General features: G+C 71.4%; 15 protein-coding genes. 4 read left to right on the top strand and 11 right to left on the bottom strand.

Translation table 11 applies throughout. The features are described 5' to 3' along the window. The first annotated feature begins 215 nt into the window (after positions 1-215). The gene (locus tag ABD823_RS11795; protein WP_344858749.1) at positions 216-1,517 is read left to right on the top strand and encodes an MATE family efflux transporter; all 1,302 of its coding nucleotides are present in this window, start codon (positions 216-218) and stop codon (positions 1,515-1,517) included. 211 nt (positions 1,518-1,728) lie between these two features. Further along, the gene (locus ABD823_RS11790; protein WP_344858747.1) at positions 1,729-3,264 is read left to right on the top strand and encodes an amino acid permease; all 1,536 of its coding nucleotides are present in this window, start codon (positions 1,729-1,731) and stop codon (positions 3,262-3,264) included. A 189-nt stretch (positions 3,265-3,453) separates the two neighbouring features. Here the strand turns inward: ABD823_RS11790 and ABD823_RS11785 are convergent, their stop codons facing one another. From ABD823_RS11785 to rpsF, 7 genes are all read right to left on the bottom strand, one after another. Beyond that, positions 3,454-4,197, bottom strand: a complete 744-nt coding sequence (locus ABD823_RS11785; RefSeq protein ID WP_344858745.1) for an amino acid ABC transporter ATP-binding protein — start codon at positions 4,195-4,197, stop codon at positions 3,454-3,456. Continuing rightward, positions 4,194-5,039 (bottom strand): amino acid ABC transporter permease, encoded by an 846-nt coding sequence (locus ABD823_RS11780; protein WP_344858743.1) that lies wholly within the window; start codon positions 5,037-5,039, stop codon positions 4,194-4,196. Before ABD823_RS11780 ends, ABD823_RS11785 begins: the two co-directional genes overlap by 4 nt. A 61-nt stretch (positions 5,040-5,100) precedes the next feature. Beyond that, positions 5,101-5,979, bottom strand: a complete 879-nt coding sequence (locus ABD823_RS11775; RefSeq protein WP_344858741.1) for an ABC transporter substrate-binding protein — start codon at positions 5,977-5,979, stop codon at positions 5,101-5,103. Between the two features lie 221 nt (positions 5,980-6,200). Then, complete coding sequence (rplI, locus tag ABD823_RS11770) at positions 6,201-6,647, bottom strand: 50S ribosomal protein L9 (RefSeq protein ID WP_344858739.1); 447 nt, start codon at positions 6,645-6,647, stop codon at positions 6,201-6,203. 14 nt (positions 6,648-6,661) lie between these two features. Further along, on the bottom strand, positions 6,662-6,898 hold the full coding sequence (rpsR, locus tag ABD823_RS11765) for a 30S ribosomal protein S18 (RefSeq protein WP_012895699.1): 237 nt from the start codon (positions 6,896-6,898) through the stop codon (positions 6,662-6,664). A 110-nt stretch (positions 6,899-7,008) separates the two neighbouring features. Further along, entirely contained in the window at positions 7,009-7,587 is a 579-nt protein-coding gene (locus ABD823_RS11760; RefSeq protein WP_344858737.1) for a single-stranded DNA-binding protein, read from the bottom strand. A gap of 79 nt (positions 7,588-7,666) precedes the next feature. Then, positions 7,667-7,957: a 30S ribosomal protein S6 gene (rpsF, locus tag ABD823_RS11755; protein WP_344858735.1), complete on the bottom strand. Its 291-nt coding sequence runs from the start codon at positions 7,955-7,957 to the stop codon at positions 7,667-7,669. Between the two features lie 219 nt (positions 7,958-8,176). Here rpsF and ABD823_RS11750 point away from each other — a divergent pair, with 219 nt between their 5' ends. Then, positions 8,177-8,509, top strand: coding sequence for a hypothetical protein (locus ABD823_RS11750; protein WP_344858733.1), 333 nt, complete (start codon positions 8,177-8,179; stop codon positions 8,507-8,509). A gap of 51 nt (positions 8,510-8,560) precedes the next feature. Here ABD823_RS11750 and ABD823_RS11745 read toward each other — a convergent pair whose 3' ends face one another. Beyond that, positions 8,561-8,743, bottom strand: a complete 183-nt coding sequence (locus tag ABD823_RS11745; RefSeq protein ID WP_344858731.1) for a hypothetical protein — start codon at positions 8,741-8,743, stop codon at positions 8,561-8,563. A 206-nt stretch (positions 8,744-8,949) separates the two neighbouring features. Here ABD823_RS11745 and ABD823_RS11740 point away from each other — a divergent pair, with 206 nt between their 5' ends. Beyond that, positions 8,950-9,708, top strand: a complete 759-nt coding sequence (locus ABD823_RS11740) for a deoxyribonuclease IV (protein ID WP_344858729.1) — start codon at positions 8,950-8,952, stop codon at positions 9,706-9,708. Positions 9,709-9,786: 78 nt separating this feature from the next. Here ABD823_RS11740 and ABD823_RS11735 read toward each other — a convergent pair whose 3' ends face one another. From ABD823_RS11735 to ABD823_RS11725, 3 genes are all read right to left on the bottom strand, one after another. After that, positions 9,787-10,950, bottom strand: coding sequence for a hypothetical protein (locus tag ABD823_RS11735; RefSeq protein ID WP_344858727.1), 1,164 nt, complete (start codon positions 10,948-10,950; stop codon positions 9,787-9,789). A gap of 1 nt (position 10,951) precedes the next feature. Continuing rightward, positions 10,952-12,280 (bottom strand): glycosyltransferase family 87 protein, encoded by a 1,329-nt coding sequence (locus ABD823_RS11730; RefSeq protein WP_344858725.1) that lies wholly within the window; start codon positions 12,278-12,280, stop codon positions 10,952-10,954. A gap of 28 nt (positions 12,281-12,308) precedes the next feature. Continuing rightward, on the bottom strand, positions 12,309-14,705 hold a 2,397-nt coding region (locus ABD823_RS11725), incomplete at its 5' end, for a transglycosylase domain-containing protein (protein WP_344858723.1).

Raw genomic sequence — 14,705 nt, 5'->3', positions numbered from 1 at the left:
CGAGAACGTCATCCACCGCCTGTGGAGGAAAGAAAGTCGGAGTTCCACGCCCGGACCGCGCCCGCGGTGCCCGCCGTACCCGCCGGAACGGCCCGGGGTGCCGCCCGCACGGGACGGAGGACCGGGAACGTGCAGGAAGGAAGCACGGGAGCACACGGACCCGACCGCCGGGAACGGGTGCCGCCCCGGCCGCAGGTAAGAGGCACAATGAATCGGTGCCCGTTACCCCCCACCCCGACGACCGGCGGATCCTCCGGCTGGCCGTCCCCGCCTTCGGCGCGCTGGTCGCCGAGCCGCTCTTCCTCCTCACCGACACCGTGATCGTCGGCCGTCTGCCCTCGCCCGCGCTCGGCGCGCTGGGGGTGGCGAGCACCGTGCTGAGCCTGCTGGTGGGCATGTGCGTGTTCCTGGCCTACGGCACCACCGCGTCGGTCTCCCGGCAGCTGGGAGCGGGTGACCGGCCGCGGGCGCTCCGGCAGGGGGTGGACGGCCTCTGGCTGGCCGCCGGGGTCGGTGTAGTGATCATCGTGGTGGTGTGGCCGCTGGCGCCGTACCTCGTCCAGGTGCTCGGCGCGGAGGGCGAGCTGGCCCGGCAGGCGGTGACCTACCTGCGGATCAGCCTGCTCGGCGTCCCGTCGATGCTGCTGGTCCTGGCCGGGACCGGGGTGCTGCGCGGCATGCAGGACACCGCCACGCCGCTGCTGGTCTCCGTCGGGGCCTTCGCGCTCAACGCGGTGCTCAACGGCGTGTTCGTCCTCGTCCTGGACTGGGGGGTGGCGGGATCCGCCTGGGGCACCGTGCTGGCCCAGACGCTCGCCGCCGCCGTCTACCTGGCGATGATGTTCGGCCGGTACCGCGCTCCGGTCCGGCCCGACCTCGCCGGGATCAGGGCCGCCGGATCGGCCGGGATCGCCCTGGTGATCCGCACGCTCTGCCTGCAGGCGGTGCTGCTCATCGCGACGGGCGCGGCCACCCGGATGGGCGAGGAGCAGCTGGAGGCCCACACGATCGCCTTCCGGATCTGGACCCTGCTGGCCTTCGCCCTGGACGCGATCGCGATCGCCGGGCAGGCCATCACCGGGCACACCCTGGGCGCGGGCGACGTGGCGGGGACCCGGGCCGCGACCCGGCGGATGGTCGCCTGGGGCATCGGCTCCGGGGTGGTGCTCGGGCTGGCGGTGGTGGCGGCCAGGCCCCTCACGCCCGGCCTGTTCGACGCGGGTCCGGGGACGGCCGGGGAACTGCTCGCCGCCCTCTGGGCGGTGGCGCTCCTGCAGCCGGTCGCCGGGATCGTGTTCGTGCTGGACGGGGTGCTGATCGGGGCCGGAGACCAGTCCTACCTCGCCTGGGCGGGGGTGTGGACGACGCTGGCCTACCTGCCCGCCGCCGGGCTGGTCGCCCTCTCCGGCGGGGGCCTGGTCGCGCTCTGGGCGGCGCTGGGCCTGTGGATGGTGGCCCGGATGGTCACACTGGGCCTGCGCGCCCGCGGCGACCGGTGGCTGGTGACCGGGGCCTGACGCCCCTCAGCGCCCCGCAACGTCTCACGGCGCCCCGCGGCACCCCATGCGCCTCACGCATTTCACCGGGTCCGGCAGTCCCGGACGACCGGTGCGTGACCGCGAGGTGTCCACGCCGTAATCGCTTCTCTATTGTCCGGCGTGACCTCCTGCGGCACTGTGAACAGATCCGGCAACACAGGGTGTTGCTCCGATCATGATTGGCCGCGCCGTGTCCGAGGACCGCTCTTCATCGATCACCCGCCGCCTCCCGCCGAACGAGGCGACGGAGCGCTGGACCGGCGCGCGCCACGGCATGGCCACGACCTACCGGCCGCGCGACCTCATCGTGCTGGGCGTCGGCGTCATGATCGGGGCGGGCGTCTTCAGCCTCGCGGGCCGCCAGGCGGCCACCATGGCCGGCCCCGGCGTGATCCTCTCATTCATGATCGCCGGAATCACGAGCCTGCTCGTGGCCTTCTGCATCGCCGAGCTCTCCTCCGCCATGCCGGCCTCCGGCAGCGCCTACACCTTCACCTACGTGATCTTCGGCGAGGTCTGGGCCTGGATCGTCGGCTGGGCCCTGGTGCTGGAGCTGATCCTGGCCGCCGCGGTGGTCTCCCGCGCCTGGTCGCTCTACGCCGCCCAGATGCTGGCCGACTTCGGCGTGCCCATCCCCGGGGCACTCTCCGGAGTCGTCGGCCGGGCCGAGGGCTTCGACCTGTTCACACTGTTCATCCTGGTGCTGCTCACGGCCGTGGTGGCGCTCGGCGCCCGGGTCGGCCTGCGCGCCCTGTGGATCATCGTGGTGGCCAAGCTGCTCGCCATCGGGGCGGTGATCGTGGTCGGCGCCCTCCACTTCGACCAGGGCAACCTCGGCGCCATCCCGGCACCGTCCGCTCCGGTCCCCGCGGCCTCGGAGACCCTGCGGTCCTCGGTGCTCGGGCTGCTCTTCGGCCAGACGGACGCCTTCGGCTGGTTCGGCATCTTCGCCGCCTCCGCCACGATCGCCTTCGCCTACATCGGCTTCGACGTCGTGGCCACGGCGGCCGAGGAGGCGGAGGACGCCCCCCGCGCCATCCCCCGCGGCATCATCCGCAGCCTGGTGATCACCACGGTCCTCTACATCGGGGTCGCGGTCGCCATGGTCGGCATGACCTCCTACGACGAGATCGACCTGGGTGCCCCGCTCGCCAGCGCCTTCCGCCAGGCGGGTGTGGGCTTCATGGTCCACGTCATCAACGTCGGCGCGGTGCTCGGCCTGACCACGGTGGTCCTGGTGCTGCTCGTCGGCCTGACCCGGGTGGTCTTCGCGATGGCCCGCGACGGGCTCTTCCCCCGCTCGCTGGCGAAGGTCAACCGCGCCTACCACAGCCCGACCAGGGCCACCCTGGTCATCGGCGCCGTGGCGATCCTGCTCGCCGAGTTCGTTCCGGTGCTCACCCTGGAGCCGCTGGTGGTGATGGGCGCGCTGACCGCGTTCATCGCCTCGGCCGCCGGGGTGCTCCGGATGCGCCGGACGATGCCCGGCCTGCCGCGCGGCTTCCGCGCCCCGCTCTCGCCCTACGTGCCCGTCGCCACGATCCTGGCCTGCCTGTGGCTGATGGTGAACCTCCAGGTCGTCACCTGGCTGTACTTCGCCGCCTGGATGGTCTTCGGCCTGCTGGTCTACCTGCTGTACGGCAGGCGCGGCAGCGTCCTCGCCTCCGGCGGCGGCAGGCCTCCCGTCGAGCCCGAGTACGGCAACCGCGGCCGGCACCGGCGCTGACGGCGGCCGGAACCGCCCGCCCCGGGCAGGAGGCCGGACGACCGGAGGACCGCCCGCCCCGGACGGGGACCGGACCGCCGGAGGACCGCCCGCCCCGGACGGGGACCGGACCGCCGGAGGGCTGCTCCGGCCTCACCCCCACCGGAGGTCACGTCACCTCCCGCGGGCCCCGGTCCGGAGCACGCCGCGTCACATCCTGCGGGCCTCGATCACGTTCCGCAGGAACTCCCGGGTCCGCGGCTCCTGCGGGTCGGTGAAGATCTGCTCGGGGGTGCCGCGCTCCAGGAGCACGCCCCCGTCGAGGAAGCAGACGGTGTCCGCGATCTCCCGGCAGAAGCCCATCTCGTGGGTGGTCAGGATCATCGTCATCCCGCCCTCCTTGAGCTCCCTGATGACGCCCAGCACCTCCGCGACCAGCTCCGGGTCCAACGCCGAGGTGACCTCGTCGAGCAGCATCAGGCGGGGCTGGGTGGCCAGGGCCCGGATGATGGCGACGCGCTGCTGCTGGCCGCCGGAGAGCCGGTCGGGGTATGCCTCGGCCTTGTCCGCCAGCCCGAACCGGGCCAGCAGGTCGCGGGCCTGCTCCTCGGCCCGCGCCCGGCCGACCTTGTGCACCCTGCGCGGAGCCAGCGTGATGTTGTCCAGCACCGTCATGTGCGGGAACAGGTTGAAGGACTGGAAGACCATGCCCACGCGCTTGCGCACCTCGTCGGCGTCGGCCCGGACGTCGGTGATCTCGACGCCGTCCAGGTGGATGGCGCCGTCGTCGACGGTCTCCAGCAGGTTCACGCAGCGCAGCAGCGTCGACTTGCCGGAGCCGGAGGCGCCGATGAGGCAGACCACCTCGTGCGCCTCGACCGTCAGGTCGATCCCGCGCAGCACGCTGTGGCCGTGGTAGTCCTTCCAGACGCCCTCGATGGTCAACAGGCTCATGCGCCGCGCCGCCTCTGCGAACGGGCCGCCAGATGGTCGGTCAGGCGGGCCATGGGGATGGTGAGCGCGACGAACATCATCGCCGCCACCAGGTAGGGGGTGTAGTTGAAGGTGCTCGCCGCGTCGATCTGCGCCTGGCGGAGCGCCTCGATCACCCCGATCGTGGAGACCAGGGCGGTGTCCTTCTGCAGCGAGACGAAGTCGTTGAGCAGCGGGGGCACGACCCTGCGCCAGGCCTGCGGCAGCACCACGTGGCGCATGGTCCGGCCGTGGCTCAGCCCCAGGGAGCGGGCCGCGGCCCGCTGGCTCGGGTGGACCGAGTCGATGCCCGCGCGGAAGACCTCGGCGACGTACGCGGAGTAGGAGAGCACGAGGGCGATCACCCCCAGGGTGATCTCGTCCGTGGGCGTGCCCTGCAGGCCGAGCGCCGGGACGCCGAAGCCGACCAGCAGGATCACCAGGATGGTCGGCACGCCGCGGAACACGTCGGTGTAGGCCACCGCCAGGGCGCGCAGCGGGAAGAAGACCGGCGCCCGCAGGTTCCGGGCCAGCGCGACGAGCAGGCCGAGGACCAGGATGACCGGCTCGGCGATCAGGAAGATCCGGACGTTCGTCCAGAACCCGTCGAGCACCTCCGGCCAGGCCCTGACGAGTGCCTCACCGCTGAAGAAGGTCTCCCGGACCCGGGGCCAGCCCGGTGAGCCGGTGACCACCGCCGCCAGCACGCCGAGGAAGACGATCGTGGAGACCGTGGCGATCGTGCCCGAGCGCACGGCCCGGGTCCGGCGGAGCCTCTCCCGCCGGATCTGCCGCTCGCTCTTGATCCAGGTGGTCTCGCTCATGCGCGCCGTCCGCCGGGGAGCGGGACGCGGGCACCGCGTGCGCTCCCGGTGTCCCGGTGGGTCACTTCAGCTCCGGGGCGCCCGCGGCCGAGCCGAGCCAGGTGCTCTCGATCTCGGCGAGCTTGCCGGACGAGGAGAGTTCGCCGAGGACCTCGTTGACGCAGGAGACCAGCGTGGCGCCCTTCTCGAAGACCAGGCCGAACTGCTCCGGGGTTCCGCCGGCGGCGCCGAACTGCCCGACGATCACGGAGTCCTCGACCTGTGCGGCGGTGACGTAGAACGCGGTCGGCAGGTCCACCACGATGGCGTCCACCTGCTTGTTCTTCAGCGCGTTCACCGCGTCGACCTGCACGTTGTAGACCTTGGGCTCGGCGGTGGGCCGGATGACGTCCTTGACCGCCTGGAGGCTGGTGGTGCCGACCTGCACGCCGATGCGGGCGTCCTTCAGCGTGGCCAGGTCGGTCGCGGAGGCGAACGCCGACCCCTTGATCGCCACGACGGCCTGCTTGACCGTGTAGTAGCCGTCGCTGAAGTCGACGACCTTGGCCCGGTCGGGGGTGATGGAGATCTGGTTGATGTCGAAGTCGAACTTCTTGGCACCGGGGGCGAAGGCGGCGTCGAACGGCACCGTCTGCCAGACGACCTCGTCCTTGGTGAACCCGAGCCCGTCGGCGACGGCGTAGGCGACCGCGCTCTCGTACCCCTCGCCGCTGGCCGGGTCGTCGTTCTTGAACCACGGCTCGTAGGCGGGCTTGTCGGTGCCGATGGTCAGCTTGCCCGGGGTCTTCAGGGTGAGCTTGTCCTTGGCGCAGGCGTCCGCGGCCGGGGAGCCGGCCGGGGCGGAGGGGCTCGCCTGGCCCGCCGTGTCGGAGGCCGGTGCGCAGGCCGCGGTGGCCACCGCGAGGGCGCCGAGCGCGAGCAGCATCGAGGGACGAACCATGACAAACCTCCGGGGGAGCGCGATGACCCCCGAATTCTATGTACAGCCGCCGACCAGCGGAAAAACGGCCTCCGCAACGGACGTACGGCTCCCGCGTGCCCGGGCGCCCCGGCGGCACCGCGCACGGACTCCCGGGCAGGCCGCACGGAGGCCGTACGGAGGCCGCACACGGGAAGGGCCCCTCCCCGGAACCGGGAAGGGGCCCTCGTGCACGCTGCCGGTCAGACGCCGACGACCTCGACGTCGAGGGCGGCGGAGACCTCCGGGTGCAGCTTGACGGTGACCCGGTGGGAGCCGACGCTCTTGATCGCGTTGGGGATCTCGATGCGGCGGCGGTCCAGCTCGGGGCCGCCGGCGGCCTTGACGGCCTCGGCGATGTCGCCCGTGGTGACGGAGCCGAAGAGGCGACCGGCCTGGCCGGCCTTGGTCTTCAGCGACACCTTCAGGGACTTGAGCCGGCCCGCGACCTCCTGGGCGGTGCCCAGGTCGCGGATCTCACGGGCCTCGCGGGCCTTCTTCATCGAGACGATCTGCCGCTCGCCGCCGCGCGTCCACGGGATCGCGAAGCCGCGGGGGAGCAGGTAGTTGCGGCCGTAGCCGTTCTTGACCTCGACGATGTCGCCGGGGGCGCCGAGGCCGGTGACCTCACTGGTGAGGATGAGCTTCATTGGTCCGGACCTCCTTAGCGCGCGGTGCTCATGTACGGCAGGAGCGCCATCTCACGAGCGTTCTTGATAGCGGTCGCCACGTCACGCTGGTGCTGGGTGCAGTTGCCCGTCACCCGGCGAGCACGGATCTTGCCACGGTCGGAGATGAACTTCCGAAGCAGCGCCGTGTCCTTGTAGTCGACGTAGGAGATCTTGTCGTGGCAGAACAGGCAAACCTTCTTCTTCGGCTTGCGCAGTGCCGGCTTGGCCATCGTGGTGCTCCTTTCAGAGCCCCGCCGTCAGGCGGGAATGGTCGCTGCGGATACTGGGACTGGGGTGGACGGGCCCGCGACGGCCACGGGGACCGCCGCGGATCGTCCGCTTAGAAAGGCGGCTCGTCGCTGAAGTCGCCGCCGAAGCCGCCGCCCTGCTGGGGGCCGCCGAAGCCGCCGCCCTGAGGACCGCCGCCGAAGCCGCCGCCCTGAGGACCGCCCCCGTAGTTGCCGCCACCGCCGCCGTAGCCCCCGCCCTGGGGAGCGGGCGCCGCGGAGGCCCACGGGTCACCGCCGCCGAAGCCGCCGCCACCACCCTGACGGGTGGTCTTGTTGACCTTGGCGGTGGCGTTGCGCAGGGACGGGCCGACCTCGTCGACCTCGACCTCGTAGACCGTGCGCTTCTCGCCTTCCTTGGTCTCGTAGGACCTCTGGCGCAGCCTTCCCTGGACGATGACCCGCATGCCGCGCTGGAGGCTCTCGGCGACGTTCTCCGCCGCCTGCCGCCAGATGTTGCAGGTCAGGAAGAGGCCTTCGCCGTCCTTCCACTCGTTGGTCTGCTTGTCCAGATAACGCGGAGTGGACGCGACGCGGAACCGGGCCACGGCTTGCCCCGCGGGGGTGAAGCGCAGCTCGGGGTCGTCGACGAGGTTGCCGACGATGGTGATCTGAGTGTCGCCTGCTGCCATGGCTAGCTTCTGCCCTTCCTGCGGCCTTGGCTGGTTGTCGGCTCAGAGTACGGCTGCCGCCCGACAAAAACGCCGGGGATCAGTGCACGTCCGGGCGGAGCACCTTGGTGCGGAGGATGCCCTCGTTGAGGCCCAGCTGCCGGTCGAGCTCCTTGACCGTGGCGGGCTCGGCGGTCAGGTCGATGACGGCGTAGATGCCCTCGGACTTCTTGGCGATGTCGTAGGACAGCCGCCGCCGGCCCCACACGTCGACCTTCTCCACCGTGCCGCCGTCATTGCGGACGACCGAGAGGAACTGGTCGAGGGACGGGGCCACCGTGCGCTCATCGAGCGAAGGGTCGAGGATGACCATCACTTCGTAACGACGCATGCTGGCTTCCAACCTCCTCTGGACTGTTGCGGTCACGACACCGTGCCGTGACAGGAGGACGCTGACGTCTTCACCCCGCGCGCCCACTTCGGCGCCCGGAGCGGAGGGCGGCCCATGACACGCCCATACAACGCAGCCGAGCCAGCCTACCAGGCTGTCAAGGGTTGGGCGGACGTTCCCCGGGAACCTCCGTAAACAGGGGGAAGGAGGTGGTGATCCATGTCGCAGACGACACGAACGACCCGTCCCACCAAGCGGCGGGCGCCGAAGTTCGCACGGCTCCCGCTCCTCGACGCCGACGGCCGTCCCCATCCGCTGGAGAACGGCCTGAGCATCGCCACGTTCACCCTGGGGGTGATCGCCTTCGTCTGCGGTCTCTTCCCGGGGGCGCACGTCGCCGCGGCCTGGCTGGGCGCGGTCGGGTTCTGGGGGGGCTTCTACTCCCAGTACGTCTCGGCGACGACCCCGGAGCGGGCGCTGAACATCATCGGCATCGTGGCCTCGTTCGTGGGTGTGGCCATGGGCATCTACCACGGCGGCTTCCTCCCGTAGCGACCCGGCCGGTCCGGCGGCTCCGCGGGGCAGCCGGGCCGGGCCGTACGGCTAGCCCAGGTGCAGGTCCACGCCGAGCAGGACGAGGAACCAGAGCAGGACGGCGAGCAGGGCCTCGGCGACGTCCCGCAGCAGCGCGGGGGTGATGTAGTCGTAGACCCAGGCGACGTAGAGGCCGACCAGCAGATAGATGAGGCCGACCAGGCTGATGCCTCTGCGGTAGCGGTACGCCATTTCGACTCCTTGGCTGGGCCCTTCGGGGGGACGGGGGCAGGGCGCGCACCGGCGACTTCCCCTCCTCGGGGCCCTGAAACCGGCGGGCCCGCCGACCTGGGGCGAGAGCCGCGGCGGCCGGCCCGCCCCGTACGGCGGCGCGCGCCGCACGGGAACCGGCCGCGGACCGCTGGGGGACGGCGCCGCGCAGCGGTTAGGCTCGACGCATGCCACGCATCGGAGCCCACGTCGACTCGGACGACCCGCTCGCCCACGCCCGGGCCATCGGAGCCGAGGTCGCGCAGTTCTTCCTCGGCGACCCCCAGGGCTGGAAGGGCCCGGTCATCGGCGAGCGGACCCGGGAGATCGCGGGCTCCGAGGTGGACGTCTACGTCCACGCGCCCTACGTGATCAACGTCGCCACGCTCAACAACCGGGTCCGCATCCCCAGTCGCAAGCTGCTGGGCGCGCACCTGGCCGCCGCAGCGGAGCTGGGCGCCAAGGGCCTGGTCGTGCACGGCGGGCACGTGGGCGCCGGCGACGACCCGGCCAAGGGTGTGGAGAACTGGCGCAAGGTGTTCGAGCGCATGGAGGACCGGCCGGTCCCCGTGCTCATCGAGAACACCGCGGGCGGCGGCAACGCGATGGCCCGGACGCTGGAGCGGATCGCCCGGCTCTGGGATGCGCTCGACGGCTTCGACGTGGGCTTCTGCCTGGACACCTGCCACGCGCACGCGGCCGGGGTGGAGCTGCCCGACGCGGTGGACCGGATCAGGGCGGTCACCGGCCGGATCGACCTGGTCCACTGCAACGACTCGCGCGACGCCTTCGGCTCCGGCGCCGACCGGCACGCCAACCTCGGCGCGGGCACCATCGACCCCGAGCTCATCCTGGAGGTCTGCCGCAGGGCCGGTGCGCCGATCGTGCTGGAGACCCCGCCCGCCGGGCAGGCCGAGGACCTCGCCCTCCTGCGGAAGAATCTCTGATCCACGGTCGAGGGCGGTTGTCCCCAGCCTGTGGATAACTTCCCTGGATTACTTTCCGGCAGAAAGGGGTAAGGCGCCTCACCCCACCCAGGCGCCCTCCATGAAGCTCATCGTGTGGAAGACCGCCAGCGGCCCCATGACCAGCGCGTAGACGGCGATGACCCCGGTCCGCCACCGCGGTCCGGGGGTGGAGACCCGGGCGACGAGCAGGAAGAGCGGCCACCACAGCAGCGCCGAGCGCGGGATCGACAGATAGTAGGCCGAGCAGATCAGCGCGCCCACCTGGAGCCCGACGTAGACCAGCTCGCTCCAGCGGCGCAGCAGGAGCAGCACGACCACCAGCGTGACGCCGACCGCCGCCCCGGCGAGCTCCATGCGGAACGCCCAGGCGAACTGCCCCTCGCCCATGGCGGAGCTCCACGTGGTGGCCAGCGACTCCCACGGCCAGACCATCGTCCGGCCCCACCCCGCCTCCTGGGCGGTCTTCCACGCCATCCAGTCACCGGTGCGCCCGTACTGGTAGGCCGAGTAGGCGGCCAGCGGCAGGAACGGCACCGCCAGCCAGGGCGCCTGCCGTACCGGACGGCGCTGGACGGCGAACTCCACGATCAGCGCGAGCGCCAGGAACAGCCCGGTGATCCGCACGCAGGACGCCCCGGCCGCCAGCGCCGCCGCGAGCGGCCAGCGGCCCCGGCGGGCGGCCAGCCAGGCGGGCAGCGCGAAGGCCAAGAAGAGCGACTCGCTGTAGCCCGCGAACAGGAACACCGACATCGGCCAGAGCAGCAGCGCCAGCACCGCGCGCCACCCCGCTCCGGGCGGCCCCTCGGACTCGGCGAGCCGGGCCAGCGCGACCACCGCGACGGCGCCGGCCGCGAACGAGATCAGCAGCCCGGCGAGCGTCCAGTCGCCCGTGACGAGGTTCACCGCGCGCAGCGCCAGCGGCATGCCCGGGAAGAAGGCGGGCAGCCCGGCGTCCGGGTCGCGGGACGGGTCGCCGCCGTAGCCGTGCTCGGCGACGACGGCGAGCAGGTCGGCGTCCCAGTGCCGCCAGCGCTCCAGGAACGGCGCAACGTTGTCTCCCTGTGCCACGGCCGCCGCGGAGGCGGCGGCCAGGACGACGATCCCCAGGCGGGAGGCGATCCAGAGCGTCAGCGCCTCCGCCGCGGAAGCGCGTGCCCGCCCGGCGGCCTCCGCCGTCTCCCGCCCGGTCTGCTCCACGGCGTCCGCGGTCCCTCCCGCCACGTCAGGCGAGGGCGAGCCGGAACCGGTCGGGGGCCTCGTCGAAGACGCCGCCGGACCGGTCGTCGCTCCCGTCCTGCCGGACCGCGTCGCGCTCGGGGCGGAGGACGTCCCGCACCACGAAGGCCATCATGATCACAATGGTGATCGCCCGGCCCCAGACCGCGGTGAAGTAGGTGTCCCCGGCGATGCCCAGGTGCGCGTTGCCGTCCTGGATGCCGACCAGGTAGAGCCAGATCGCGAAGAAGTACCAGCACTCGGCGACCATCCACAGCGCGATCGGCTTGGCGTTCGGCCGGGCCAGCACCGCGAAGGGGATCAGCCAGAGCACGTACTGCGGCGACCAGACCTTGTTGGTGAGCATGAAGGCCGCCAAGGTGAGGAAGCACAGCTGCATCAGCCGGGGCCGCTCCCGCGCGGTCAGCGCCAGCAGCGCGATGCCCGCGCAGAACGCGGCGAGCGAGAGCACGCCCAGGGTGTCGAGCCGCTCGGCGTCGCCGAGGATCGGCCACTGCTTCTGGTTGAAGAAGTACCAGAGCGAGCCCCAGTCGGCCGGGCGCTCCTCGCTGAAGACGTAGAACCGCTTCCAGCCGTCGAAGGCGAAGAGCATCACCGGGACGTTGACGGCCAGCCAGGCGCCGGCCGTACCGGCCATGGTCTGCAGGAACGGCTTCCACCGGCCCGTCCGCCAGGTCAGCAGGAACAGCGGCCCGATGAACATCAGCGGGTAGAACTTCGTGGCGATGGCCAGGCCCAGCAGGATCCCGGCCAGCCACTGCCGCCGCTTGGACCAGGCGAGCAGCGCGCCCAGCGCCAGGGCGTTGGCGGCCAGGTCCCAGTTGATGTAGGCGGTGAGGATCAGGGCGGGCGCCAGGGCGTACCAGAGCGCGTCCCAGCGGCGCGCCGGGCCGGCCAGCGCCGCCATCAGCAGCACCCCGACGACCAGGCAGACCGCCATGAGGATGACGGTCAGGTCGTAGAAGACCGTGCCCGCCGCCGTGGTGTCCGGGTCCCCGGGGATGATCCGCCGGAAGAACTCCATGATGGCGCCGATGCCGACGGGATACTCCACCGGGAAGTCGAAGTACGGGACCTGGCCCTCGTTGAGCTTCTCGTTCCACCACAGCGGATAGATGTCGGTGTAGCAGAAGTTCGTGAACTGCAGCGTGCCGTGGTTCCAGGCGCCGCCGAAGCGGCACGGCCACTTCCACAGGTAGGCGAGGACCGCCCCCAGCCCCGCGAACAGGGCCAGGGGCAGGTACGGCACCGCCCGCTGCCCGAAGCCGGTCAACGTGTCCTGCAGCGGCTCCCGGGCCGACTCGGCGCTCCTCATGTGCTCCTCATGTCAGGCGCTCCCCCTGTCAGGGGCGGCCGCTCGGTGTCGGGCTCGGGAGGGTCGCCTCGCCGGGGGCGCCGCCGACGCTGGTGTCGAAGGTGCCGTCGCCGCCGGTGCCCCCGTCGTCAGGGATGCCGTCGTCGCCGCCGGGCTCGCCGACACCGCCGTCGGCCCCGGACTCGCACGCCCAGTCGCCCGGCGCGCACTGCTGGCCGCCGTCGGGCAGGTCCGGATCGCCGCCGTCGCCGGGCCAGTCACCGTCGCCGCCGTCGTCGAACCGCTCGGTGGGCGTCGGGCTGGGCGTCGGCTTGGGCTCGGCCAGGTTGTTCACGGTGCCCACCCCGACCTTCGGCGGGAACTGCTGGACCTCGTGCTTGGCGGTCACGGCGGCCATGTAGTCGTGCCAGATCTGGGTGGGGGTGCCGCCGCCTCCGATGAAGGAGGGCATCGGCTCCTCCTTCCAGAGCGCGTTCTTGACCTTGGTACTGGCGACCTGGCCGTACTGGTTGACCTTGAGCCGCCGCTTGCCGTCCATGGTGTACGGCACCTCTTTGTACATGCCGACCGCGGTGACGACCTGAGGGGTGAAGCCGACGAACCAGGCGTCCTTGTAGTCGTTGTTGGTACCGGTCTTGCCGGCCACCGGGCGGGTGCCCAGGTTCGCGGCGCCACCGGTGCCTCCCTTGACCACGGCCTGCAGGGCGTGCGTCACGTCGGCCGCCGCCTCCGGGGTGATGACCTGCTTGACGGTCTTCTGCTCCGGCAGGATCTCGACGCCCTCGACGTCGACCACCTTGATGACGGTGTGCCAGTCGACGTGCTTGCCCTCGTTGGCGAAGATCGAGTAGCCGGCGGCCTGCTCGACCGCGGTGACCGCGGCGCTGCCGATGGTCACCGCGTACTTGTGCTGCTCCACCGACCAATCGACGGCGTTCTTGCCGCCGTAGGAGGGGTTCACCTTGGCCCGCTCGCCGACCCCGGCCTCCTTGGCGATCTCGGCGACCTTGTCCAGGCCGACCTCCTGGCCCATCTGGACGAAGACGGTGTTCACCGACTTGGCCATGGCCGTGACCATGTTGATCGGGCCGAAGGCCGCGCCGCCGGCGTTGCTGATCGGCTTGGTCCCCTCCGCCTCGATGGTCTTCATGCCGTCGACGTAGCTGTCCAGGGAGTAGCCGGCCTCCAGCCAGGCGGCGAGCACGTACGGCTTGAACGCCGAGGCGGCCTGCTTGGCGGCGTCGAAGGCGCGGTTGTAGGAGTCCTTGATGAAGTCGTCACCGCTGTAGAAGGCGAGCACCCGGCCGGTCTTGGGGTCCACCGAGGCCACCGTGGCGTGGATGGTGGGGTCGAGGCCCTTGGTCCTGGCGTTCACCACCTTCTTGGCGGTCTGCATCATCCCCTTGTCGAAGGTCGTGGTGACCCGGAGCCCCTGGGTGTTCAGCATCTCCTCGGTGATGCCCCGGCTCTCCAGCTCCCGGCGCACGATGTTGAGCATGTAGCCCCGGATGTCCTTGTTGACCTCGGCGATCTTGTAGTCCCTGATCTTCAGGTCCTCGAACGGGGTCTTGGCGTACTTGCCGTACGCTTCGGGGTTCACCGTCGCCATGCCGCCGAGCGCGTACTCGTAGCGCTCCTTGGTGGCCGCGAAGTTCCCGCTCTGCTCCAGGGAGTCGAACCGGCTGGGGTTCTGGATGCGGCCGGCGAGGTAGGCCGCCTCGGGCACGCTCAGCTCCCAGACGTTCTTGTCGAAGAACGCCTGCGCGGCGGCCTGGATGCCGTTGGCGCCGCGGCCGAAGTAGATGGTGTTGAGGTAGCGGGTGAGGATCTCCTCCTTGCCCAGGTCGTCGTTGACCTTGACCGCGACGAAGATCTCCTTGATCTTCCGCTGGATCGAGACCTCTTTGGTGATGCCCTCGTAGTAACCGCGGACGTACTGCTGGGTGATCGTCGAGGCACCCTGCACCTGGGTGCCGCTGAGCGTGCTCCACACCGACCGGGCCATGCCGGAGAAGTCGATGCCGCTGTCCTCCCAGAAGCTGCGGTTCTCCGCCGCGACCACCGCGTCCTGGACGTGCTTGGGGATCTTGTCGAACGTCACCGGGGTGCGCTTCACGCCGAGCCGCGCGAGCACGGTCTTGCCGTCCCGGTAGTAGATGACGCTGCCCCGGTCCTGGGCCTCGTCCTGCACGTCCGTGGGGACGGGCGTGTTGGCGTAGGCGACCGCGATCATGCCGAAGACGCCGGCGGTGAGGATCGTGGCGCCCGCCATCAGGATCTTCCAGTTGGGGATGAAGCGCTTCCAGCTCTTGCGCTCCGGCGCACCCTCCGCGTCCGGGCCGGTGGGACCACCGGGGCCGCCCGGTCCACCGGGTCCGCCGGGGCCGCGCCCGCCCCTGCCGCGCCTGCCGCGCCCGCCCCTGCC

Origin of the sequence: Planomonospora alba, from assembly GCF_039534085.1 — a bacterium.
Lineage (GTDB): Bacteria > Actinomycetota > Actinomycetes > Streptosporangiales > Streptosporangiaceae > Planomonospora_B > Planomonospora_B alba.
This window is presented reverse-complemented; position numbering and strand designations above follow the sequence as displayed.

What these genes read in the sequence shown, in the direction of transcription:
- ABD823_RS11780 (WP_344858743.1), bottom strand. Translation starts at nt 5,039, where the DNA reads ATGAGCGAGACCACCTGGATCAAGAGCGAGCGGCAGATCCGGCGGGAG.
- ABD823_RS11740 (WP_344858729.1), top strand. Translation starts at nt 8,950, where the DNA reads ATGCCACGCATCGGAGCCCACGTCGACTCGGACGACCCGCTCGCCCAC.
- ABD823_RS11760 (WP_344858737.1), bottom strand. Translation starts at nt 7,587, where the DNA reads ATGGCAGCAGGCGACACTCAGATCACCATCGTCGGCAACCTCGTCGAC.
- rpsF (WP_344858735.1), bottom strand. Translation starts at nt 7,957, where the DNA reads ATGCGTCGTTACGAAGTGATGGTCATCCTCGACCCTTCGCTCGATGAG.
- ABD823_RS11730 (WP_344858725.1), bottom strand. Translation starts at nt 12,280, where the DNA reads ATGAGGAGCGCCGAGTCGGCCCGGGAGCCGCTGCAGGACACGTTGACC.
- ABD823_RS11785 (WP_344858745.1), bottom strand. Translation starts at nt 4,197, where the DNA reads ATGAGCCTGTTGACCATCGAGGGCGTCTGGAAGGACTACCACGGCCAC.
- rplI (WP_344858739.1), bottom strand. Translation starts at nt 6,647, where the DNA reads ATGAAGCTCATCCTCACCAGTGAGGTCACCGGCCTCGGCGCCCCCGGC.
- rpsR (WP_012895699.1), bottom strand. Translation starts at nt 6,898, where the DNA reads ATGGCCAAGCCGGCACTGCGCAAGCCGAAGAAGAAGGTTTGCCTGTTC.
- ABD823_RS11745 (WP_344858731.1), bottom strand. Translation starts at nt 8,743, where the DNA reads ATGGCGTACCGCTACCGCAGAGGCATCAGCCTGGTCGGCCTCATCTAT.
- ABD823_RS11750 (WP_344858733.1), top strand. Translation starts at nt 8,177, where the DNA reads ATGTCGCAGACGACACGAACGACCCGTCCCACCAAGCGGCGGGCGCCG.
- ABD823_RS11775 (WP_344858741.1), bottom strand. Translation starts at nt 5,979, where the DNA reads ATGGTTCGTCCCTCGATGCTGCTCGCGCTCGGCGCCCTCGCGGTGGCC.